The sequence below is a fragment of the Bifidobacterium boum genome (assembly GCF_000741535.1).
Classification (GTDB): Bacteria; Actinomycetota; Actinomycetes; order Actinomycetales; family Bifidobacteriaceae; genus Bifidobacterium; species Bifidobacterium boum.
Map to the genome: position 1 here is coordinate 24,898 of NZ_JGYQ01000006.1, position 23,529 is coordinate 48,426.

Here is a 23,529-nt window from a genome sequence, read left to right on the forward strand (position 1 = left end):
ATTATACCCGTAGTCTAGGCGCTATTCAGCGTTCGGAACGGTTGATGGCGGAGATAATCGCCTTCAGCGAGCTCGTGATGATCGAGGAATCGATGCCGACACCCCAGATGATCTGGCTGTCACCCTCGTCGCCGATCTGGCATTCCACGTAGGAGGCGGCCATGGCGTCCGTGCTCGCGGTCATCGTATGCTCGACATAATCCATGACGGACACGTTGATGCCAAGGCTGCTCACCGCGTTGATGAACGCGGCAATCGGACCGTTGCCCATGCCGGACAGCTCGCGGATATGATCATCACCACTGTCGGCAAGGTCAGCGCCGCGGTCGAGCATCTTCACCTTGATTACGGTGTCAGAACCATCCTCACCGGAGGAGACAGAGACATTGAGCAGCTTGAGACGGCCCCACTGCTTCAGGGTCTCATCGCCATGGTCGCCGACAATCGCGCCTGCGGCGGTCGCACCGGAATCCTCGACCGGCAGGTACTCGTCCTTGAACAGGCGCCAAATGTCCTCATCCTTGACTTCGCGCTTGGTTTCGTCCGCGTAGGCCTGCACGACTTTCTCAAACTCGATCTGCAGACGCTTCGGCAGGTCAAGATTGTGATTGGTCTTGAGCAGGTAGGCCATGCCGCCCTTGCCAGACTGGGAGTTGACGCGAATTATCGCCTCATAGCTGCGGCCGATATCCTTCGGATCGATCGGCAAATACGGCACCAGCCAGACGAACTTGTCAAGGTCGGCACCGGCACGTTCGGCCGCCACCTGACGGGCTTCCAGGCCCTTCTTGATGGCATCCTGATGGGATCCGGAGAATGCGGTGAACACGAAGTTACCGGCGTACGGGTGACGCTCGGAAATCTTCAGCTGATTGCAGTACTCGACGGTCTTGCGGATTTCCGGCACGTTAGAGTAGTCAATCTGCGGGTCGATACCCTGGGTGAGCATGTTGAGCCCGAGCGTGACCAAATCCACATTGCCGGTACGCTCACCGTTGCCCAGCAGGCAGCCTTCCACACGGTCGGCGCCGGCCAGCACAGCCAGTTCGGTGGCCGCCACGCCCATACCTTCATCGTTGTGTGGATGCAAGGACAGGACGATGGAATCACGATCCTTGAGGTTGTTCGAAACGTACTCGACCTCGTCCGCGAACACGTTCGGCGTGGTCATTTCGACCGTCGCCGGCAGGTTGATGATCATGCGATGATCCGGCGTCGGCTTAATCACGTCAATCACCGCGTTGCACACCTCAACCGCGTACTCCGGTTCGGTGCCGGTGAAGGATTCCGGCGAATACTCGTAGTACAGATCCGTGCCCTTGGCTTCGCCCTCAAGCTGCTTGCACAGCGCGGCGGCATCCGTGGCGAGCTTCTTGATGCCCTCCTTGTCTTTGCGGAAGACGACCTCACGCTGCAGCACGGAGACGGAATTGTAGAAGTGCACGACCGCACGCTTGGCGCCGCGCAGGCACTCGTAGGTCTTGCGGATCAGATGCTCGCGCGCCTGGGTGAGCACGATGATGGTCACGTCGTCAGGAATGAGCTCACGCTCGATCAGCATGCGGATGAAATCGTAATCAGTTTCCGAAGCGCTCGGGAAACCGACCTCAATCTCCTTGAAGCCCATGGACACCAGCAGGTTCCAGAAGCGCAGCTTGCGTTCGGAATCCATCGGGTTGACCAGCGCCTGATTGCCGTCGCGCAGATCGACGGAGCACCAGCGCGGGGCGCGACGCAGCTTCTTGTTCGGCCACGTACGCTCAGGGAATTCGAACGGTACCTGCTTGTCGTAAGCGACATACTTGTTGTACGGCATGCTGCTCGGCTTCTGCGGGCCGCCGATGAATCGTGCCGGAGGCAGCAGCGGGTCGTTGTTCCCTCCGTTGGACGCTGCGGCGACTGCCGCGAGATCAAATACCGATGATTGATCCTGACCCATCACTCCTCCTTATCTTGGTTGTGCCGCGAAGACCACGGCAACGTTTCCGGCGCGGTCTGGCTCCGCACCAATGGGTGCCGTTTCACGCGTTTACCTGCGCGTAACACGGATGGTTCCATCCTACCGGCAGGCATTCATATTCCGTCTCGGGGTTTCGGGATATGACCACAGGACCGGCACAACGGCAACGCTTTGGCAGCGGGTTAATGACAAGCGTCCATCCGCGCCGCGTCGAATCGGCCAGGCCGTGAGGTACCTCGGCGTTATGCAATCCGACAGTTGCATCGCGGCGAGATATCAGGATTTTCAGCCGCCATATCACCCAACCCGGCCGTGGTGCGACTGATTCGTCACACCGTGGGCAGATACCCGCCGACACCGGCACGCCGACCGGCTTGCGGACGCCGGGTACGCTGGCGCCGCTGCCATTCCGCATTCGCTTGCAGCCGGCGCTCCCAAATCCGGCGCTCCCATGTCACCGGCGTTTCCGTTTCTTCGCCACTTACCTGATATTCCATACTCGTCACCTCCTGTGGGTATACGCGTCAGTCGTCCTCTTACTTCACGCGAATCCGGACACATCGAATGTTGCGTCCATCGCAACACCGGAGAGTCAACAACGACCCGACCGGTATCATTGCGCGATTCCGCTCACCGCGATTCTTACCGGGTGGCTTGCCCCTCGACCATCGCGACAATCCGGAAGCCCGTCATATGACGCATATGGCAGATTCCTTCGATGGAACGCATCATCATACGAGACATGTCAAGGCTCCTTTCCTGATCGCCGGTTTGTTGGCCGGCTTCAAACGCCCGCCAAACCACGCATCGCCGCGGCTACACCATCGTAGCCATCCGCCAGCGGCAAATGCAAGACCCCCGATACAACAACGGCTGATATCCGGTGATAACCAGCCGGTCACACGTGGCCGGACAGAGAAGAAAACCGTTCTCCCCCAAACGCAATGATGGGGGCGGAGGCTTTCACCTCCGTCCCCATCATCAGGTCTTGGCTATGTGTCGCCGCCCGCCTATCAGTCAGCGTAGGCAACGTAGCAGCGGGCGACGCGAACACTCGCCATCGCGCGACATCATCATTGATTCACACGACCGGCAAGGATGTCAGGCACATAGCGTCAACCGGCGCGCACTTGCCGTCAGCCCTCAATCGCGATGCGATGAGCCTGCTCGACCTGAGCCTTGGCCTCCTGCTTCGGCATCTGCAGATGCAGCGTGCCGTCCTTGTACGAGGCGTGGATATCGGACTCCTTCATGTCGTCGCCGACGTAGAAGGTGCGGCTGCACGTACCGGCGTAGCGCTCGCGACGCAGCCACTTGCCTTCCTTGTCCTTGTCTTCCTTGGAATCATTGCGATGCGCGGAGACGGTCAGATACCCGTCCTTGAGCTCGACGTTGATGTCGTCCTTGTTGAAGCCCGGCATATCCATCGCGACCTCATAACCGTGATCGGTCTCGCGCACATCCGTGTTCATCAGGCTGCCCGACTGAGCGGCGGCAAGCTGACGGCCTTCGTCAGCCGCGTCACGCCAACCCGCGAAGAACGGGTCGTCGAACAGATCAGAGAACATGGTGTCATTCATCAAAGCCGGAAACATAGCCATAATCGGTACTCCTTCACGTTTGGAGCCAACGCGGCTTGGCAGCCGGCCGCGTCGGCACCCAGATGCCGCCGGCCGGTTTCGTAGACCCGCGTCCGGAACCCTCCCGGGCTCCTGACCTTGACCTTTCACTTCACCCAACTTCCCGCGGCTTGGTTCATTCCGGGTTTTCACCGTGGGAAAAACATGCGGGGGCCGGAGGATTCGGAGGCTTGATATGACGCCACCTTCAGCTGGTTGCGGGAGATTGCGCTCAATCCACCCGAAGCACGATAAACGCCCGGGAGGTTAATCCGCTGATTGCGATTTCGGGATAATCTCCCAACGACATCGTTGATACGGCGCAGCCCATGAAATCAACCCGATGGGAGTTTACCGGCGAAACCGCAACAACGCGATAAACTCCCACGCGACACCGGGATTGTTGTCAATCACGGCCGCCGAGGACATAAACTCCCACACGGCTCAGTCCACCCAGTCCTCGACCTTCGCAGCCTTGACCGGATCATACGTGTCCGGTTCCACGACAATATCCAGCGTGTAATACGGAATGGCTGCACGCAGCTGCTCCTCGAGCCGGTTGATCGCGGCGGCGTCATCCAGCTCCGTCTCGTTGCGGAACTGCACTTTAAGCAGCACAAGAATACGCTTTTCGGACAAATGCATGGCGGCAGGATCTGCGAGCACCCGTTCAACATCAGGATTATCCGCCAACACCTGCGTGATCACACGATACGTGTGGTCGCTCGCGCCCTCACCGATCAGCAGCGACGCAACCTGCGCGCCCAACAGCAACGCGCCCACAATCAACAGGACGCCAATGCTCGTGCCGCCGATGGCATCCCAGATCTCGTCGCCGGTAAGAATCGCGAGCAGCGAGCCGAGAAACGCGAAGGCAAGACCCACCACGGCAAGCGTGTCCTCGGCAAGTACGACCGCCAAATCACTGGACTTGGTACCTTTCCAGAACTTGATGAGGCTGAACGGACCCGGATCATGCGTCTCCTCGAAGCGTTCCTTCGCCTCCTTGATACCGTTGTGCAGGCTCCACGCCTCAATCGCCGCGCAAATCACAGTCACGACCAGCACGATGGCCATACTGTGCGTATCCACGGCATGCGCTTGCGGCCCGCCGGATACGACTTCGCGGATTTTCGCGATGGATTCGCTCGCCGAATACACGCCGCCGATGGCGAACAGGGAGACCGCCACAATGAAGGAGGCGAGATACCGCGCCCGGGACCAGCCCAGCGGATGCTTGCGGCTCGGCGGCCGATGCGACAGCTTGTTGCCGATAATCAGCGTGAGTTCGTTGCCGGAATCGGCGAGACTGTGCACGCTTTCAGACAGCATCGAGGCTGAATGCGTGATCATGAACACCACGAATTTCACGACCGCAACCATCACATTCGCCAGCAGCGCGGCGATGACGGCGATGCCGATGTTCGCATTGTGTTTTTCGGTGCCGTCCGGGGCGAGATCATGGTTCATGGCGGCGTTGCCGTTGGACTGCGGCCGGTTGCGTGGCACGTCGTGCGCAATGTCTGCGGCAGGTGTCCGTTGCCCGTCATGTTGACGCTCTTGTGTGGTCATCATCGTCCTCCTTGTCCGGCATCACGCCAGTCCGATGCCGGATCCTTGTTCCAGCATAGCCCGCAGACACTAGCGGCACCCAAGGTCTTCATGCATGTCCGATAAGATGGTGTTTGGTATGCCGCCCGCGACATTCCGAGCAACATACCGGCAGTGACGGTGCGATCAGCAGAGGAGGCGGTCTCGTGAGCGACGTGAGGGCGCAACTTGAACAGCTGCGGCCGGTCTACGAAACAGGCGTGCTCCGGCTCCTGTTGCGCAATCATGCGATGGCGTATGTCGCACTGCTGCGCACCTGTTTCAAACCGTTGACCGCCGAACTGCCCAAAGAAACCCTCGAAGCGCGGCTTGCCGGCGCGATCGAGGAGCTTTCCCGCAGCGGCGACTGGCAGCTCAAGGATGACGAAACCGCGCAGGACAGCGCCCATCAGACGCTTGTTGAACTCACCCGTGAAGGCGAAGGTGATTACGCGTGGCTCGCGAATTCGTTCGACCCGGCCTCACACCACTATCTGTACCGGCTGACCGCCCGCGCCCATCGCGCAATCGATGCGCTGTCCCAGCTTGAGGACACCACACGCGCCTTGTCCGGCGCCCAGGCGAATTCCATCATCATGGAGGTCGAGAACGCCCGCAAACGTCTGACGGTTGATCCCAGCGAGCGCATCAGCCTGCTCGAAGCGGAAATCCGTGAGCGTGAGCAGGAGATTGACAAGCTTCGCGGCGGCGAGGCGGTGGAGTCGTTAACCGACCAGGATGTCGAGGATATCATCGCTGTTGTGCACAACACCTTGCGTGGCGTACCGGTTGATTTGCATGAGCTTGCGCTTGAGGAGCGCGACAACGGCGACGTGCTGCGCCGACGGATGCAAGAGCATTCGATGAGCGTGGATGAGATTCTCACCGCGTATCATGAGCGCTACCGTCGCTCAATGCGCGAATCGGATAGTGGGCGTCGTTTTGAGGACGCATTCCAAGTGATTGTCACCGATGAGGGTCGTCGGCAGATTGATGACGCAATGCAGGATATCGCGCGAAGCCCGTATTTGCGCGGCGGGTCGAATCTGCTGCTCAATCAGGTGCGAGCGGAACTGAAGCGTATTTACGAGGGTATCGAGGATGTCCGCCATCAGATTCGCGTGTCCGATGAGGCGGTGAGCCGTCTGGTCCGGCAGCGTAGCGACACGCGGTATCGTACGGCTTTGGACACGTTTAACCGCTTGTTTGCCGCAATCAGCCGCGATATCAAGGATGGTGAGACGTCCCCGAGCCCGTATTCGCTTGACGTGAATGCGGCCACGCTGTCCCCGTTGCCGACGCGTCCGGCCCGTCCGATGGTGTTTACGGCACCGCCAAGTCTGGACAGCCTGTCACCGGAAAACGATGATGCCACCAAGTTCGCCGAGACGGATTTGCGGACGATGGTTGAAGCGGGTGGCCCACGATTGCGCCATATGCTGTCACTGATTGTGCGCGACCCGATTATGCGCGACGGGCGTGTGGATGTTGCGGCGAGTTTCAACCAGCTGGATGCTTCGGAGCGACGGGAAAGTGAACTCATCGGCTTTCTGGGTGCGTTGCGTGTGGATGATGCCGGACAGTTCGCGCGGTGGCGTTGCGTTTCGGCGAACGGCACGACACGCGTGTGGCGAACCCGTCCGGTTCTTGCCGACACCGATACGCTGCGCGGGATTATCGAGGAGGACGCATGACGTTGGAACAATCAAGGAAAGAGCGGGCATATGGCCGATGATATTGCCGATATGATGGCTGATTTGGGTGCATCGAACATGTCTGGCGCGGTTACGGAAGATATGCCCGCGCCCTCGGCGGATGCGACCGCCGACCCTGCGGATAATCCGCATGCGCTGTTTCCCGGGGATACGAGCACGATGGATATCGACGCGCGTACGGTTGCCATCAAGCTCAAACGCAATCGGTTCATCACTGGTGACACTTACGAGATGGCGCTCGACCATGTGGACGAGATACGGCAGTCATTGAACAATGATCTGCTGGAACTGGTGGATATTCCGCGATATCGGGTGATGTATGCCCGTCCGGTGTTGGCGGAAGACCTGGGGGCGCGCGCTTTGAAAACCCGCGCATCGTTGACGCGCGAGGAAGCGGCGATGCTGGCGCTGCTGCGCATCCGTGTGCTCGGGTATGAGAGCGCACGCGAACCGTCTGAAAACTGGATTATCAGCATTGATGAAATCCGTGCCGCCCTGACCACGGGCGCCGGGTGGCTTGCCGCACGCAACGATGAGGAAGGCGTGATGAAACGTATCAACAGTGCGATTACGCGGTGCACCAGCAACGGGTATCTTGCCGCTGTCGAAGGCACTGACGACATGTACCGTATTACGCCGCTGGTGCCGGCCGTGCTCACCACCGAACTCGCCGGACAGTGGCTGGATGATACGCGAAGCGGGAACGATCAGCATCAATCGGATGATACCGTACGCGACGATGAGGAAACGAGGCTCTCATGACCGACGACGCACTCATGGCTGACCATTGGATGCTTGCCAGCCGCCAGCTGATCAACTGGGGGTCGTACGAGGGCTACCACGTGTTCCGCCCCTCCATGGATCCGGGCATGCCGATCACGCTCCTTGCCGGGGCGAGCGAGTCCGGCAAATCCACGCTGGTGGACGCCCAGAACTCCCTGCTCTACCCTGCCGGCACGGCATTCAACAAGGCTTCGAATTCCGGGCGTTCCGAACGCAGCGATTACACGTATCTGCGTGGTATGACCGCTGTGGCCGACGACACGGACGGCGGGACAGCCGTATATTTGCGCGGTTCGGCTCAGGACGGATCGCCGACCGCGGTGTGGGGCGCCATCGTGGACACGTACGTGAATCGTATGGGTGGAGAGACGTTGTCCTGCGCGAAATTCCTGTACCTGTCCCCCGGCGACGAGCGCGGTAATGTGCGCCGTCAATACGTGTCATGGAACCATGAGATCGACCCGCGTAAGATGGACGGCTACCGCTCTTCGCCGTTCACCGCCGACCAGTTGCGCACCGTCTATCCCGGTTGCGCGGTGTATTCGAACGCCGAGAATTTCCACGAATCCGTGTGGACGCGTATGGGGTTGACGGCCGCCGCCTGCCGGCTGCTGTACAAAATCCAGTCGGCGGACGCCCCCTCGCGGCTTGACGACATTTTCAAACAGGGTGTGCTTGACGTTCCTCACGCGTTGACCAAAGCACGCGAAGCGGTGGAGGATTACGACCGGTACGACGAGAACTTCCGCAGCATGGAAGAAAACGCCCGCCAAATGGACGCTTTGCGTGAAATCCGTGACGAATACGCCGAATACCACGCCATGCAAGAGCAGGCGAGAGACCTCAGCGTCGCCGATCCGCAGGATGACGCCGGGCGGAACACGCTCAACACGTGGGTACTGTCTAAACTGGCCGTCAGCGTGCGTGAACAGTTGCCGCAGGACCGCACCACGCTCGAGCACCAGCAAGAGCAGTATCGCAAAGCCGAAACGACAGTCGACGCGTTGCAGCGTGAGCTCGACCACATCAAGGATGCGATGCACGACAAGGGCGGTGACACGCTCGCCCGCATGGAAAACGACTATGCGCAAGCGCAGAAGGAACTCGATCAGGTACGCCATACGGCAATCCGTCTTCGTCAAGCCTTCAGCAAGGTGGACGAGCCCATGCCCCAGTCCGAAACGTCATGGGAGCAACGCCAGCAGGAAGCGCAGGATTTCATCGACAACGCCGACCGGCAACGCGATGACCTGTGGCGACAGCGGGAAGCGTACGTAACCCGCCGCAACACCATCACCAGTCAGCTTGACCCCATCAAGCAGGATTTCGAACGGCAGAGCCGCAAACGCACCCGTATCACGCAAGATATGGAAGACGATCGCGCCGCCATCGCACAAGCGACCGGGCTGACCGAACGCGATCTGCCATACGTCGCCGAACTCATGGACGTGCGCAAAAACGACGAACAGTGGCGTACCGCCATGAATGTGGCATACGCGCCCATCGCGCAAACCATTCTGGTCGACTGCCGGCACGAACAGGGGTTCGCACACAAAGTCAGCACCATCGACCCGTCAACCATGTCCCGGCGCACATGGCAGTTCATCGATATCGACACCACCCGCGACAACGACCAGACCGCCACAACCGACGAAAGCAGATTGTCCGGGAAACTGCGGTTCCGCGAGGATTCCCCGTCCCTCGGGTGGTTGCGCGAGCAAACCACGTCACGCCGGCTTGACGCACTCTGCGTCCAAACCATCGATGACGGGAACACCGCACGGCAAATCCAACCGGACGGACAGATCAAAGCCGGCCAACGCGGCTCATACGGCAACAAGAACATCCGCAATATCATCGGTTTCGCCGATGAAACGTATCTGCAAGGGCTCAAACGCCAGATCGACCGCCTGACCGAACAGCTCAGGCAATGCGAACTGGATGGTCAGGACATCAAACGGCAGCAAGACCATATGGACGAGCTGCGGGCACTATCCACCCAAATCGTCGACCTGCCGTGGGCGCAAATCGACGAAGCCGGCGTCACCGCGAAAGTAGAGCGTCTTGAGCGCGATATCGACGCGATGCGCAACAACCCGGAACTCGCCAAACTCGTCGAACGGCGCGAACAGACACAGCATGCGCTCGACAATGCGATGACATCCCAAGTGAACGCCAAATTCGAGGCGGATCGCACGCAGCAGATCATCGACGCCACCAAAACGTGGCTGCGCGAGCACGCCGAGCATATCGTCGAACCCGCCGCCTTGCCGCCACTGCCCGACACCGTCACTGACACACTCAATTCAACCTACGATGCGGCAACCGGCACGGCAGGAGACAATCTCGCCCATATCACCGTCATGCCATCCCGGTCGGGCACTCGGCGGTTTGATGAACGCGTGCTGGGAGCCGTCAGCAGCGCTCTGGCCAAACGCATCGGCGAGACATCCGCACAAGCCGCCAAAACGCGTACCGCAGTAGAACGGCGGATGGCCGACTACCTGTCCCGCTGGGACGCCGACGACACGACCGTCACCCCCACCGTGGACGACTACCGGTATTACGAAGACGAGTTGGCCGACCTCTCACAGATTGTGGCGCACGCGGCCACGCCGGAGGAAATCGCCAACAGCGTGCGCAAAATCGCGCTTGACTTCGACGAACTGAGCATGAATCTCGACGATGACCAGCGCGAAGTACGCAACCAGCTTGACCGCATCAACGAGATGTTGCGCGGCCAACAGTTCGGTCCCCGTCATGGCAGCCTCACACTTGACGTCACCATCAAGCCGCAAAGCACGACATTCAGCGGTACGCTGCGCCGCATCATCGAGCAGCTCAACGCATGGCAGGCGGAGCAGCCCACCGCAGGCAGCGCGAACGGCAGCGAAGCACGGCGCGCATTCAACAGTTGCAAACCGATGATCGACCTGCTGCGCAGCGAACTGAGTAAAGTCCGCGACACCGCGGGAATCCGCCAGTATGGCGCCCGGGATCTCGATTCCCGTGCCCGTAGTTCCTTCTACGCGGTCGTCCACCATGATGACGGTCCGGATGAACGCATCTCCTCGACCGGCGGCAAATCCGGCGGTGCGTTGCAGGAGCTCACGTCGTTCGTGTACGGCGCCGCACTCATCTATCTGCTCGGCGGCGATATCAGCGGCCACCCCACCTACACCACGCTGTTCCTTGACGAAGCGTTGATCAAGGCGGATGGCCGGTATACGCAACGCGCACTCAACGTGCTGCCCCAGCTGGGATTCCAGGTCATCGTGTCCGCCCCGGAAAGCAAAACCGGTGAAATCCTCGAGATGGCGACACGCGGCTACGTGGTGATGAAAGACGAGACCCAGCATTCGCATTTGCAAGAGCTTGACTTGGTCGGTGCACATGCGGATGGCGGAGCGTTCGACGGACCTTCGGCAGGCTCTGCCCGGCCTGTGGGGCTGCCGGCCGAGGCACACTGATGGCAGGCTCACGCGCACGCGGTGTGGATGCGGCGAAGGCGCCTGAGGCGATCCGCAGCATCGTCACGACATATCTGGCGCGACACCGGTACGATGCCGTGCCGTCGTGGCCATTGATGTTCGCCGTACGATGGCCGGATCAGCGCACGCTGACCACTCAAGCGCCCGACTGGCATCGGGCCAATAACGCGTTGCGTGAGTGGGCACGACGATGTGGGTGCGCGACCACGGAAAAGAACCGGCTTATGGTCACGCCTGTGGCGTTGATTGACACGGTCGGCGTAACCGATGAGGCTACAGCACTGCGCGTGGTCGGCGAGCAAGCGGCACGACGGTATCGCAAGGCGCGTGAGCGCATCGACCGGCTGGTCGGCGAACTCGATGTTTCACGTGAAACGGCATCGGTTGTAGCGAATATGCTGGACCGTGAATCCGATACGGATTTCACCTTGGCCATCCAAGCCGCACGGTTTTTCGCCACACATGACGTCTCAGGCATGACCCCGCGGCAGGTTCCACTCGCCGGATTCAGCGCCAAATGGCTCGATCAGACGCACGCCAAGCGGCGTGGCGCAATATGCACGTTATGCGGCAAAGATTCACTGGGACTATCCGAACGATCGGTGGAATTACGCATGCGGTGGCTCGACCCGGCGGACGCGGACAAGCCGGAGATGATAGTCACCACGCCGTGGCAGCCGGGCGGCGAGCGTGATATCTGCTACGTCATCATCGTGGAAAATAAGGATACATATCTGGGTATGCCGGCCATCAGAGACGGACTGTGCGTGTGGGGCGCCGGCAGGGCGATCGAAGCATCGATATCACTGCTGCCATGGCTGGGCACGTCCGGCGAACGCGGCCGCGAAACGCACGTCGTGTATTGGGGCGACATGGATGCCGACGGCCTGGAAATCCTCGATGCCGTGCGACAAGCCGGGGTACGCTGCCGGTCGCTGTTCATGGATGCGGAAGCTTACCGGCGCTACTCGTGGTTCGGGACGAATCTCAAGCCAGAAGGCACTCCTATCGCTACGCGCGAACCCAAAGCGACACCCATGCTCGACCCCAGTGAACGCGAACTGTACCAGATGGTCTGCGGCGCCGACCCTTCCAGCCGCCCCGACCATCTTCGTGTCGAACAGGAGCGCATCCCGCTTGCCGATGCCGTCAACGCGCTACACTCATTAGGCTGGCCGATTATCAACCATCAACACCAGGAGACACGATGACAGACAACGCGCACCAGGAGTCCATACGGCTTGAGGCCGGGCAGACTGCCCCGGATTTCACACTTCCCAGCGACACGGGCGATACCGTCACCTTGTCCGCACTGCGGGGCAAGAACATCGTCCTATATTTCTATCCGGCGGCGATGACACCCGGATGTACGACGGAAGCCTGCGATTTTCGTGACAATCTTGCACGTTTGTCAGCTCGAGGATTCACCGTGCTCGGTGTGTCGAAGGATCCGCTCGACAAGCTTGCGCGATTCCGCGAACGCGACCATCTGACGTTCCCGCTGCTGTCGGATCCCGATCTGGCAGTGCATCGCCTATACGGCGCGTACGGCGAGAAGAATCTGTATGGCAAAGTGCGTTTGGGAGTGATTCGTTCGACGTTCGTGATTGACGGCGACGGCATCATCCGTGTCGCAAAATACAATGTGCGGGCGAAAGGGCATGTCGATTCCCTGCTGCGGGCGCTCGACAAGCTTGATGATCAGGAGTGGATGCAGCGGTAACGCGTGGTGGGGGCGCCAGAACGCCTTGGACGTCGGAATCAGGGTGCTGGGTATCACGCCCAGTGGAAAAGCGAAACCCCGCAGCGTGAACGGCAGTAGGCGTTCCCCAGCCATGTGTGCCGCGAGTTCGGCCACACCGCTCCCAGTCTCGGGGCATTCTGGCTCATCCAGATGCTGGGGGCGCGGCCGTCGGCGCTGCGAGAGCCGAGCAGGTTAAAGCCGTTCTTCTCCACCAGCCAATCGGGATGCTGGGTGGCGATGGCGAGCCCCTCTTCAAGCGTGAGCGGCAGACGCTCGTCGGAGTCGATGAGTTTGCGCGCGACATCCGGCTCACGATTGATGTATGCGGTGCCCGTATGCGGGTCGATGACCAGGTAGAACGGGCCTTCCGGCGGCTCGAAACCGTCTTGCGGCAGGAAACTGGCGATATCTCGCGGCGGCATGGTCGTGAAACCGGCCATGCGGTTGATACTGGTTCGCGCGATCAGGGATTCCGGGGAAACCAATTCACGCGTAGGTACGAGCAGAATATTCGAGCCGAGATCACTGTCTTCGAGCGCGCTGATGAGCGGACGTGCGAGGGCGCGGAATGCCTCGGCGCTCATATCAGCCACATCAGGGTAGCCAAGCGCGACAATGCGGTCGAGCTGCTTCAATGCTTCCTGCGATGCGATGGACATACCTCCCAGTGTAGGACATTCGTATGAAGGGCGACGAATCGTATGCCGGCGGCGGGCCAACGACCATCGTCGCCGCCGGGAATCAGCCGATACCCCCCGCAACCCACGATTCCTGCCCAGCGATCCACAGATACCCCGGCATCCGCCACAACCCGATGCAACAGGCACTGCATCCGGCACTCCCCGCACACCCCAACCCCCGGCAACCCACAGATACCCACCCAATTCCCTCTCCCCGCACGACAGCACCGTCAACCCCCACCAACCGGCGCCGCAACCCGCACAACCTGACACAACAGGCACTGCATCTGACGATTCCTATGGCCCCGACCCACGGCAACCCACAGATACACCCGTAACCCGCGATTCCCGCCAACCGGCACACCAGCGACCCGCAAATACCCCGGCATCCTCCACAACCCGGCACAACCGGCACGATATCTGACACCCCTGCAACCATCCCCGTACAGGAACACGGAACTCGTGCGATATCTCTAGCCGCCTTCCGATGCGACACACCCATATCAATTTGCATGTCTCATGGTTCGTGATATCCTATTCGAGTTGCCCGGTTACGCACACAAATGCGTTTCCACAAGCAATGGAGGATTCGCCTAGTGGTCTATGGCGCACGCTTGGAAAGCGTGTTGGTGTAACAGCCTCACGAGTTCGAATCTCGTATCCTCCGCCAGACACCCCGGATGCCAAGCATTGCAAGGCATCCGGGGTTTTCCATAAAATGCGAAATGGGCACTGGATATGGTCCTGCCCCGCCGGCAGACCGCTGGCTCCCGGGATTCCGGGTCTCAGTGCGGATTATGCTCTTGCAGTAAGGACCTTTCCGCCATCATGCGTCATGACACATGATGGCGGAAATCGACACCCAACTGCCTTACCCGGCATCAACCGCGCCCGGCAGCGCATCCGAAACGATACAGCGCCCAACCGTTCCCATACCGGCTCAAATCCCGCACTTTGACGAGCGTACCGCGCTTCTCGTAGTGCGCGATCAGTCCTTCATCGTGGAACGGGTCGAACTGCTGGCGGAATGTGAACATCTGTAGGCTCGGCGCTTGAGGGCCCATCGTCAGGAAATACGTGGGCGTGCCGTTGCCACCCAACGGGCACACGGTGTCCAACAATCGACGGTCATCCCCCGAAGCGAATGACAACTCGGTCTGCTCGAATTTCGCACCATGCTTCTCTTTCATCGGATTGTAAATCGGGTACAGCATGTTGGCTCCGTACAGGCTCACCGCGTACATCGAGCCGTTCAACGGGTCGGAAACAATGACCGCGCGCGTACCGGTCACCTTCACTACTTCAGCGAGCGCTTGGTATTTGCTGGATGTCAGCTGCTCGTCCGGCTGTTCATCGGTCAACTGCACGTTGTGGTAGACCGATTGCGCCAGCGCAGCCCGTTCCGTATTCCCGAACTGGCATGCGACGACAAGCGCAGCCAACACAATCACTACGATGCTTTGCCGTGCCACGCGCGTCAGACGCGGCATCAGCCCGTCATCGCCCGCGACCGCGCATGCGGCGAACACGAGCAGCGGAATCACGCCGAACGGGATCATGCTCAACGGTCGGGTTTCAGCGCGATACCAAACCGCGGCGACGATATTGGGGAACCAGCCGGTCAGTGAGGTCGAGCACACGAATAGCAGCATGAGCAACAGCCATGCGGCAATCAGCGCAATCGCATCCCGGCGGGCGTTGCGGTATGCTGCGGGCGGGCGAACGATGACACACACCACGATTATCAGCGCAAGCACGGTTACGCCCACCATCAGCCATCCTGCCGGCCCGGAGATGTTGTCCGTCATGAAGATACGGAGCGCTTCCGGCACGCTGCGTGACGGGACGAACGTGTGGAACCATGATGCCGGATTGCCGTACCGCTTGGACTGGTAGGAGCCGCGCATGTACGCGAACAAGGCCACCGCCCCGCACACGACCACGCCGGCGAGCGCCGCGATGACTTTCCACGGCATGCGCAGCACGATGAACGGCACCATGAGCAGCAGCCAGGAGAACACGATGCGCGGGTGGGCGAATACACACAGCCCTCCTACGGCGATGAAACCGAGGATCCACGGCCATACACGCGCCTGTGGCGCTGCAGGCCGTATCGTCTTGTCATCCTCGTCATCTGTCGTATCCCCTGACTTGCGCCGCTGCCAGCTGCCGGTCAAGGCGTCGCACAACCGCAACGTGACGTACAGCCAGTACGGGAGCAGCGTGGTCGCCAGTCCGTAGGCGTATAGCGGTCCACGGGCGAGCATCAGGAACGGGTGGCTTGCGGACGATACGGACAGCACCGGCACGATAATCGCCATCGAGCACGAGAACGGCCGCCAATCGGACTTGTCCACCAATCGCGTCCAATATGTGGACAGCATGAGGACGCCGGCCGGCCATACGATACCCGAAGTCGCCAGCCACACGATGTTCACCGCCGTGAACACGGACATCTGCGCCCCGAATACCGACGCCACCTGCACCAATCCGGCCGCAAGCATATGGAACAGCGGTGGGTAATACGCGTCATTCGGCCACAAGTGCGTCGTCGCGCCAAGTCCCTCCCCCAAAATCCGGCGGACGAAATAGTAATGCGCTGGGGCGTCAATCTGCTGCAACGGATAATGCCAGATCATCGACGTGTGCGGGAACCACCCCATCACTACGCCGAACGCAATACCCACCCCGATTATCGAGCACAACGGCAACATCCACCGAGCATATTTCACTCGCCCATCTTATCCTGACGCGTGGTATGGATCCGTCGCACGGAGACGAAATAGGCCGCGAAATCAAGCACCATCCGCCACGCGCAACTGAAACACCAACGAAGTTCCCAGCATTTAGTCAGCACCATGAACGTAGACTGACCATATATGTACGCGTCGGCGGCGATGCCGCCAGAGACTGGAGAAGCAATGTTCGTTCTCAAGAACGCATGGGCAGCTCTCAAACGCCACAAGTGGCGCTCCCTGCTCACCATCATCATCGCCTTGCTCGTCACTTTCGGCACGATGTTTTCCACCGCGGTCATCCACGCAAGCGATACCGCGTACGGTTCCGGTTATGACGCCCAGCAACCGACGCTCGACCTCAAGCTCAAGCAATCCGTGCAATCCACATACGATGGCGCCGATTCCAGCTGGAGCAAGCATTATCTGACGTGGACGAAGTACTCCACGTACGCGAGCGCCGCGCAGAGCGCAAACCTCACCTTCACCTACACCTTCACGGAGGCCGTGCCGGTCCGGCAGACCGCCAAATTCAAGGCCGTAGCCGGCACCGCCGACCAGGATGCCGGCAAAACCGGCGGCGAGTTCACGCTGCGCACCTTCTACAGCAAGGAAGCGGCTGCCGCCAACGCTCAAGGCGCGTTCACCATCGTCAAGGGCAAGAACATCTCGTATTCCACGTCCAGCACGGATTCGACTTCGGCGCTGATCTCCGAAACCGTTGCCAAGAAGAACAATCTCAAGGTCGGCGACACGTTCACCATCGCCAATCCGACCGATGCGAAAACCACCGTCAAACTCAAAGTCGCCGGCATCTACCGGTATAAGGACGGCAAGGCGGCCGCATCCACGAAACTCGCGAAAGACAATCGTGACAACGCGATTTTCGTCGGCTACTACGCGTTCGCCATCAACGGGTTCGACAGCACCACCGGCAAAGGCTGGGCCATCCCCGATCTTCAAGTCACGTTCACCATGGACAGTATGAGCGCCTATAAGAAGTTCGTGAAGCTCATCAACAAGGCGAAGCTGCCGTCCGGCTATGAGATCGTTTCGACTTCGCTTGACGCTTACGCCGCACGCATCAAGCCTTTGGGCAGGCTGGCGGAACGCTTGCGCGTCGTACGGATCGTACTGCTGGCGGTCGGCGGCCTGCTGCTCATCGTGCTGGTGGCGCTAAGTTTGGTCGGCCGCCGCGGCGAAATCGCCACAGCCATGCTGGTCGGCGTGTCCAAGACACGTATCGCTTGGCAGTTCATGCTCGAAGTGCTGATACCCACGGTCTGCGGTTTCGCGATCGGCGCGTTGGCCGGCGGGTTCGGCACCAAGCCGCTCGCGCATTGGGCGGCCGGCGGCTATGACGTCGCAATGTCCGCCAGCCTGGTGTGGCAGACCATCGGCTACGGCCTGCTCGCCTGCCTGGTGTTGGCGTTCATTGCCATGTTCCGTGTCGTCGCCGTACGCAAAATCTCGGTGTTTGAGCCGCGAGCCACCACTGAAGCCAAGGAGGAATCCAAGTGAGCGAAAAGAACGAGACCACTCAAGCCGACGAATCCGTGGACAGCGTGGAGTTCAGTGTCGTCATTGATGACATTGACGCTGACACCGCCGCCGCAAAGGCCGACGATACTGCGGCCACGCCCGCAGATACACCCGACCACGAGGTCGCCCACGCCGATGCCGCAACCAGCACGTCGTCACGTATCGACCGGGAGTTGCGCGGCCGCCGTCATGTCGCCCTGAAAGCATATCCTGCGTTCGCGTTCAACAACATCATCCTGAAAAACCGCAAAACCGGACGCAACGTGCTCGACAACATCAGTTTCGACTGCTATAACGGCCGCACGGTCGCGATCATGGTCGACCCGGAGGACCCTGAACAGCGGGTCGGTTTCATGGCCGTCGCGTCAGGCATGCTGTACCCCACCAGCGGCAGGGTCATGCTGAAAAGCAATGATCTGGCGTCCTTCGACCCGTCTGAGGCGCGCGCCCACCGGCTCGGCGTCGTACCGCAACAGTATGCGATCCGCGACGATTTAGACGCTATCGGCAATCTCGTGTACACGATGGACGCCTCCGGACGCAACTTCCTGCGCTCCAAAGTCGATATCGCCCGCGATCTGCTTGACCAGACCGGGTTCGGCGACGGTAGCGAGCAGGCTGTGGAAAACTATGAGGCGCTCGTGCACACGCCCGCCGGCAAGCTGCGGGAAATTGACCGGAGACGATTGGCGATTGCACGGGCGATCTGCTGCGAAGCACAAATCCTGCTGCTTGACGAGCCGACCGGAGGGCTTGAAGCGGGTGATGCTTCATCTATCCTCACGCTGCTGACCCAGCTCGCCCGGCCGAACCGCAAGACCGCAGATACCGGGCGTTGCGTAATCATCGTCACTGACAGCGAGGATGTCGCCGACAGGTGCGATGACGTGTTCGCCTTGTATGACTAATCGGTTTCCCGCCGATAGCGAGTGGAGGCCTGCACCCCGGTAATTCGAGGGCGCAGGCCTCCACTCGTATTTCGCGCCGGTTTGCGATCGCTCACACCACACGCTGATGGAACCGTTCGGCAAGCGCCGGAATGTCAGGCTCGCCGTATTTGCCGACCAGGTCAAGCCAGGCACGGCGGTTCTCCTCGCCGAAGCGGGCCGCCTTGTTCGCATACGATTGTGCGGTGAGGAACTTCGGGGGCACGGACTTGCTGTTGTACTTGTCAGCTACCATAACCACCTCCTGTTCGAGGTTGACCGGCACGTAATCCGCCGGCGGCAAGGGCAGCCCCTGACGGATCACCTCGTCCTTCGTCAATCCCACACCGGTATGGTTGCGCGCGAACTGGGCGATGGACTCGTCCACACCCTCATCCAGCAGATACCGATAGCCGAGCAGACCGTGCTCGATGTAGCGCGGTCCGTCGAATTTCAAGGGTTCACCATCGGATCCGTCGTGCTTAAGCACACGGTACGTGCCGATGTCGTGCAGCAATCCGCCAATCACTACCAGATTCTCGTCCAGGAGCCTCGGCGGGATTTCGCCGCCGGTGATGCCGTCAGAGGGGGCGGCCTGCGACGGGTCGGGGCGACCGGACGCGTCCGTCGGTAGCGTGCAGCGCCGCACGAACAGCGCGTTCTGGTGCCTCACGATTTCGCGAGCGATAGTCGCCACGATGACGCAATGCGTGTGAATCAGATCGTATGCGGCCTGCGACGGCGCGATGTTCCTGTGCAGCTCATCGACTTGGGCCAGTGTCGGAATATATCCACTCATACCGTCCATTGTAGGGAGCTGTCACCCATAACCAGTCGCGAGGAAACTGCCCGCATGATCCCCGCATAAGAAGCGAATCAGATGGATTCGATACGGAACTCGCCGGTACGATTCGAAGCGACGACCATCTGGTCGTTGCCCAGCTCCGTCCAACCATCAGACTCGTCCTGCGGGAATCCGGAACTGGCGACGACCACACCCTCCGCCGTGCCATCGGCGCCCAGAATCCGCCGATACCTGATCACACGATAGTCGATGGCATGCTGCTGCCAGCCATACCCCGCGTACACTTCCATGATGCGCGGCGGGACTTCGGTACGCCCCGACGCCCGCAATACGACCAGTTGGTCATCGCTCTGGATCATGCAGTTGTAGCTAGACTTCGGATAGCTTTGCCGCAGCTCGCGCACCGCCTGGGCAACCGCCTCATCCAGCGGGAAGCCGAAACCGATGTATTCCAAAATCACAGCGAAAAACACCGCGGAATCGCTGCGCCCGCCCGTGGACAGGAACACGCTGCGATCGACGGGGAAATCATGATTCTCGATGATATTGCGGCCATAATCATCGGAAATATCGCCATTGTGAGCGAAACTCAACCCGTTCGCGAAGAATGGCTGTTGGTTCTCCAAAATCAGCGGCAAATGCGAGCTGGCGAGACGGAAATGCCATAACGCACCACGGGCCGGCTGCACGGCAAGCTCGTCAAACACCGGGTCATGCAACGCCGGCGTAGTGGACTTGTACAGGCGCGTGCCGGTTTCCGGCGACGGCGCACCGCCATCGCGACGGTACGGAGGCTCCTGGGGGGTGCACAGCGAAGCGGTGCCCCAACCGTCATTGTGGACCATGCTCATCGCACGAAAATCCTTGACAGTCTGCTCGCCACCCAGCACATCTTGTAAGCTGCGGTTGATTCCCGCAGTCGCATAACCCAGTAACCTGCACATAATCATCCACTCTAGCGGGCGGTGGGACACCGTTGATGCGTGTGGCTATAGAGGCTGGTTATATCAAGGCCGCCCGCTCCTGCAGGAGGAACGGGCGGCCTTGGGCGTACGGCATCAGCGGCTACTGGTTCTTACGCTGATTGGCCTGTCGCTGTTGCGAGCCGGACGCGGCCGACTTCTGATTACGAGCCGGCTTGGTCTCCGACGCTTGCGCCGCGGACTGTTTCGTGGCCTTAGCGGATTTTGCCGAGGATTTCGTCAAAGCGAGCACATCCTCATTCGACTCGACCTGCCGCAGATTATTCGCTTCACGCTTAAGCCTCGGCGGTCGACGAGTCGACAGGAACAGCGGTTGCACCTCAATCAGCGGATTGTACGGCGCCAGACCGAACCATTTGACTGGAGACCCCGCCGCATGGCGGATCGCATACTTCATCTGCAGGGATAGCGCACCACGCTCAGAAATCGTGGATTCCGGCATCAACGCCTTATGGATCAGCACATACTTGATGGTGCCCACCCCTGGATCGGCGTCGAGCTTCGGATACTGCGACTTCTGCTGCGGCAGCTCGCCCGTATGCTCCAAATCGTGCATGATCTGGTGGATGTATGCAGGAATCGACTGGGACACCTTGAATCCAAGCTTGATCTTCACACGGAACAGGTAATCCGTACCGAAATTCTCAACCGAATACTCGCGCGTGCACGGCTCGTCGGTCGTCTGCACCGAAACCGCCCACCAGGCGCGTGCACGCTTGGGATGGTCCGCGAAAATCGAGAAGAAGATATCAGTGTCAAGACGCTTCATTTCACTATCAGACGTCAGATACACGATATTGTCCGCGAAATACGGGATACGGAAGTCACCGTGCAGCTTCTCGAGCGCAGGCAGGAAATCCTTGCGCTTCATATGGCGGCGCTGTGATCGCTCGATCTTCGTACCGTCATTCCACGTGACCATGATTGTCAGGATCATCAGCGTGAGCAGCATCGTGAACCAACCACCATGCAGGAACTTCGCCATCGAGGCGATGAAGAACATGAACTGGATGGACAGGAACACGATCGAGAACACGATGGCCCCGACCTTGTGCCGGTTGTACCACATGTACACCGCGAGCAGCACGGTTGTCGTGATCATGGTGATAGTCAATGCGAGACCGTATGCGGCGGAAATATGTTCCGAATCGCGGAACAGGAACAGCACGGCGAGCGTGGAGACACACAGCACGCCATTGACCACCGGAATGTACAGCTGGCCGCGCGTGCGAGCCGGGTAGCGCACTTGCAGATGCGGCATCCAGTTGAGGCCGGTCGCTTCGGCGACCATCGTGAACGCACCAGTGATCAGCGCCTGCGAAGCGATGATGCCTGCGGTGACCGACAACGCGACCGCAAGATAGCGCACGCCAGGGCTCATCATCTGGAAGAACGGGTTCAAGCTCTCCACGTCCTCAAGCGCCGAATTGTGCTGGTTGCGCAGCATCCACGCGCCCTGCCCGAAATAGTTGAACACGAGCGCGATCTTGATGAACGGCCAGGTGAAGTAGATATTGCCTCGGCCCACGTGGCCCATATCCGAATACAGCGCCTCGGCGCCCGTGGTCGACAGGAAGACCGTGCCCATGAGGGCGATGCCGGCCGCGTTATGCGGGCTGAACAGGAAGCGGATGCCGTACACCGGGTTGAGGGCGGCGAACACACTCCAATCGTTGCTCAGGTTGAACACGCCGACGACGGCGAGGAAGCCAAACCACACCATCACGATACTGCCGAACACGCGGCCTATGCTTTCCGTGCCGCGAGACTGGACTGAGAACAGCAGCAGGATGATGATCGCGGTGATGATCATCGTCAGATTCGCGTTTTCCCGGAACATGGGTTCAAACACGGGAATGGTTTTCAAACCTTCGACTGCCGAGGAAATCGACACGGCCGGGGTGAGTACCGAATCCGCGAGGAATGCGGCACCGCCAAGCATCGCGGGGATGGCCAGCCAGCCGCCATACTTGCGAATCAGCGAGTACAGGGCGAAGATGCCGCCCTCGCCTTTGTTATCGATGCGCATGGCGATCAGCACGTATTTCACGGTGGTGATTAGCGTGATCGACCAGAATACGAGGGACAGCACGCCGAGGATCGCTTCCCTATCGGCGTTCTGGATGCCGCCTTGCCCGTTGAGGAAGGTTTGCATCGTGTACAACGGCGACGTACCGATATCGCCGTAGACCACGCCCAAGGCGACAACCGCCATGGTGAATGTGACTTTGTTCGGACCGGATTGCACGCGTGTCCACCAGCGGCCGATAGCCCCCTTGGTCGCGGTTTTCGCGAGTTTTTCCGCTTCTTTATGTTCTTCTTCTTGCTGCTTGGCGATTACCTCGCGCTCTTCTTTGGTCGACGTCTTGCGAGAGACCTTGGGCGCGTTGGTGAAGGTATCGGCCTTCAGCAACGTCTCGCGCATACGTTCGTCAGCCTGCTGCTCTTGCGATTGCTTCGACTGATTGGCGGTATGCGAAGATTCACGCTGCCGTGATTCCGCCATAACATATCCTCCATCGGCGGGGACCATCCCCGCTCGTGAACTCTCATGTCCGGCAAACGAACCGCGATGCCATCACGATTCCTTTACAGACAGCCGCAAGTTTATACGACGGACGCGAGATATTGCAAAAATCCGGGCGCAATATGGGGGACATACGGAGGTTCTGCCTAATTTTTTACGGCCGCGCAACCGCCCGACGCCGACGACACCGGCATCCCGCAACCACCGATTTCTCCCAGAGTCAGAAACCCGAAGATACGCCGCCATCCATGACACCCCGAACAACATCCCGCGCAGGAACCCCGAGGCACCAACGTAACCATCACAACCTGCCGGAGATACCAGCACAACCAACCACCCCCGGATCACCCACGACACAGGAACCTCGAGATGCGCCATCATCTCCAACCACCCGACACACGACCAATGCAGGAACGCGCAGGCATCAGC

Annotated in this window: 16 protein-coding genes and 1 tRNA gene; 8 read left to right on the plus strand and 9 right to left on the minus strand. The window is 60.0% G+C overall.

Translation table 11 applies throughout. The annotated features are described in order from the left end of the window. Positions 1-25 precede the first annotated feature (25 nt). The 4 genes from leuA to BBOU_RS01140 form a co-directional block, all read right to left on the minus strand. Positions 26-1,939: a 2-isopropylmalate synthase gene (gene leuA / locus BBOU_RS01130; protein WP_026503346.1), complete on the minus strand. Its 1,914-nt coding sequence runs from the start codon at positions 1,937-1,939 to the stop codon at positions 26-28. A 350-nt stretch (positions 1,940-2,289) separates the two neighbouring features. Then, positions 2,290-2,457 carry a hypothetical protein gene (locus BBOU_RS09160; protein WP_155809251.1) on the minus strand — a complete coding sequence of 56 codons (168 nt, stop codon included), beginning with the start codon at positions 2,455-2,457 and terminating at the stop codon, positions 2,290-2,292. Positions 2,458-3,096: 639 nt separating this feature from the next. Further along, on the minus strand, positions 3,097-3,561 hold the full coding sequence (locus BBOU_RS01135) for an Hsp20/alpha crystallin family protein (RefSeq protein ID WP_015451157.1): 465 nt from the start codon (positions 3,559-3,561) through the stop codon (positions 3,097-3,099). Positions 3,562-4,023: 462 nt separating this feature from the next. Then, positions 4,024-5,154 carry a cation diffusion facilitator family transporter gene (locus tag BBOU_RS01140; protein WP_051616866.1) on the minus strand — a complete coding sequence of 377 codons (1,131 nt, stop codon included), beginning with the start codon at positions 5,152-5,154 and terminating at the stop codon, positions 4,024-4,026. Positions 5,155-5,336: 182 nt separating this feature from the next. On the opposite strand from BBOU_RS01140, the gene BBOU_RS01145 reads away from it, so the two are divergent. From BBOU_RS01145 to bcp, 5 genes are read left to right on the plus strand one after another with little or no spacing between them, the layout of a single operon-like run. Beyond that, positions 5,337-6,863: a DUF3375 family protein gene (locus BBOU_RS01145; protein WP_026503344.1), complete on the plus strand. Its 1,527-nt coding sequence runs from the start codon at positions 5,337-5,339 to the stop codon at positions 6,861-6,863. Between the two features lie 30 nt (positions 6,864-6,893). Continuing rightward, positions 6,894-7,646 carry a DUF4194 domain-containing protein gene (locus BBOU_RS01150; protein ID WP_081815554.1) on the plus strand — a complete coding sequence of 251 codons (753 nt, stop codon included), beginning with the start codon at positions 6,894-6,896 and terminating at the stop codon, positions 7,644-7,646. Then, a complete protein-coding gene (locus tag BBOU_RS01155) occupies positions 7,643-11,137 on the plus strand; it encodes an ATP-binding protein (protein WP_051616865.1) in 3,495 nt (1,164 codons plus the stop codon). The genes BBOU_RS01150 and BBOU_RS01155 overlap by 4 nt, the downstream gene beginning before the upstream one ends. After that, the gene (locus BBOU_RS01160) at positions 11,137-12,369 is read left to right on the plus strand and encodes a DUF3322 and DUF2220 domain-containing protein (protein ID WP_051616864.1); all 1,233 of its coding nucleotides are present in this window, start codon (positions 11,137-11,139) and stop codon (positions 12,367-12,369) included. Before BBOU_RS01155 ends, BBOU_RS01160 begins: the two co-directional genes overlap by 1 nt. Continuing rightward, the gene (gene bcp / locus BBOU_RS01165) at positions 12,366-12,881 is read left to right on the plus strand and encodes a thioredoxin-dependent thiol peroxidase (RefSeq protein WP_026503341.1); all 516 of its coding nucleotides are present in this window, start codon (positions 12,366-12,368) and stop codon (positions 12,879-12,881) included. The genes BBOU_RS01160 and bcp overlap by 4 nt, the downstream gene beginning before the upstream one ends. A gap of 53 nt (positions 12,882-12,934) precedes the next feature. Here the strand turns inward: bcp and BBOU_RS01170 are convergent, their stop codons facing one another. Continuing rightward, positions 12,935-13,561, minus strand: a complete 627-nt coding sequence (locus BBOU_RS01170) for a DUF5701 family protein (RefSeq protein ID WP_026503340.1) — start codon at positions 13,559-13,561, stop codon at positions 12,935-12,937. A 603-nt stretch (positions 13,562-14,164) separates the two neighbouring features. Here BBOU_RS01170 and BBOU_RS01175 point away from each other — a divergent pair. Then, positions 14,165-14,252 (plus strand) — tRNA-Ser (locus BBOU_RS01175). A gap of 211 nt (positions 14,253-14,463) precedes the next feature. Here BBOU_RS01175 and BBOU_RS01180 read toward each other — a convergent pair. Beyond that, positions 14,464-16,296 (minus strand): DUF6541 family protein, encoded by a 1,833-nt coding sequence (locus tag BBOU_RS01180; RefSeq protein WP_238551930.1) that lies wholly within the window; start codon positions 16,294-16,296, stop codon positions 14,464-14,466. 207 nt (positions 16,297-16,503) lie between these two features. Between BBOU_RS01180 and BBOU_RS01185 the strand changes: the two genes are divergently transcribed. Then, positions 16,504-17,838 carry an ABC transporter permease gene (locus BBOU_RS01185; RefSeq protein WP_033490567.1) on the plus strand — a complete coding sequence of 445 codons (1,335 nt, stop codon included), beginning with the start codon at positions 16,504-16,506 and terminating at the stop codon, positions 17,836-17,838. Continuing rightward, the gene (locus BBOU_RS01190) at positions 17,835-18,767 is read left to right on the plus strand and encodes an ATP-binding cassette domain-containing protein (protein ID WP_051616863.1); all 933 of its coding nucleotides are present in this window, start codon (positions 17,835-17,837) and stop codon (positions 18,765-18,767) included. Before BBOU_RS01185 ends, BBOU_RS01190 begins: the two co-directional genes overlap by 4 nt. Before the next feature lie 91 nt (positions 18,768-18,858). Here BBOU_RS01190 and BBOU_RS01195 read toward each other — a convergent pair whose 3' ends face one another. From BBOU_RS01195 to BBOU_RS01205, 3 genes are all read right to left on the minus strand, one after another. Further along, complete coding sequence (locus tag BBOU_RS01195) at positions 18,859-19,584, minus strand: HD domain-containing protein (protein WP_026503339.1); 726 nt, start codon at positions 19,582-19,584, stop codon at positions 18,859-18,861. Positions 19,585-19,661: 77 nt separating this feature from the next. Continuing rightward, a complete protein-coding gene (locus tag BBOU_RS01200; protein WP_026503338.1) occupies positions 19,662-20,534 on the minus strand; it encodes a class II glutamine amidotransferase in 873 nt (290 codons plus the stop codon). Positions 20,535-20,655: 121 nt separating this feature from the next. Next, complete coding sequence (locus BBOU_RS01205) at positions 20,656-22,998, minus strand: KUP/HAK/KT family potassium transporter (protein WP_438823426.1); 2,343 nt, start codon at positions 22,996-22,998, stop codon at positions 20,656-20,658. Positions 22,999-23,529: the final 531 nt, after the last annotated feature.

Bases quoted from the DNA above. Each gene is read 5' to 3' on its own strand.
- BBOU_RS01155 (WP_051616865.1), top strand. From the start codon at position 7,643: ATGACCGACGACGCACTCATGGCTGACCATTGGATGCTTGCCAGCCGC.
- BBOU_RS01170 (WP_026503340.1), bottom strand. From the start codon at position 13,561: ATGTCCATCGCATCGCAGGAAGCATTGAAGCAGCTCGACCGCATTGTC.
- BBOU_RS01200 (WP_026503338.1), bottom strand. From the start codon at position 20,534: ATGTGCAGGTTACTGGGTTATGCGACTGCGGGAATCAACCGCAGCTTA.
- BBOU_RS09160 (WP_155809251.1), bottom strand. From the start codon at position 2,457: ATGGAATATCAGGTAAGTGGCGAAGAAACGGAAACGCCGGTGACATGG.
- BBOU_RS01150 (WP_081815554.1), top strand. From the start codon at position 6,894: ATGGCCGATGATATTGCCGATATGATGGCTGATTTGGGTGCATCGAAC.
- BBOU_RS01180 (WP_238551930.1), bottom strand. From the start codon at position 16,296: ATGTTGCCGTTGTGCTCGATAATCGGGGTGGGTATTGCGTTCGGCGTA.
- leuA (WP_026503346.1), bottom strand. From the start codon at position 1,939: ATGGGTCAGGATCAATCATCGGTATTTGATCTCGCGGCAGTCGCCGCA.
- BBOU_RS01195 (WP_026503339.1), bottom strand. From the start codon at position 19,584: ATGAGTGGATATATTCCGACACTGGCCCAAGTCGATGAGCTGCACAGG.
- BBOU_RS01160 (WP_051616864.1), top strand. From the start codon at position 11,137: ATGGCAGGCTCACGCGCACGCGGTGTGGATGCGGCGAAGGCGCCTGAG.
- BBOU_RS01185 (WP_033490567.1), top strand. From the start codon at position 16,504: ATGTTCGTTCTCAAGAACGCATGGGCAGCTCTCAAACGCCACAAGTGG.
- bcp (WP_026503341.1), top strand. From the start codon at position 12,366: ATGACAGACAACGCGCACCAGGAGTCCATACGGCTTGAGGCCGGGCAG.
- BBOU_RS01205 (WP_438823426.1), bottom strand. From the start codon at position 22,998: ATGCGCGAGACGTTGCTGAAGGCCGATACCTTCACCAACGCGCCCAAG.
- BBOU_RS01140 (WP_051616866.1), bottom strand. From the start codon at position 5,154: ATGATGACCACACAAGAGCGTCAACATGACGGGCAACGGACACCTGCC.
- BBOU_RS01135 (WP_015451157.1), bottom strand. From the start codon at position 3,561: ATGGCTATGTTTCCGGCTTTGATGAATGACACCATGTTCTCTGATCTG.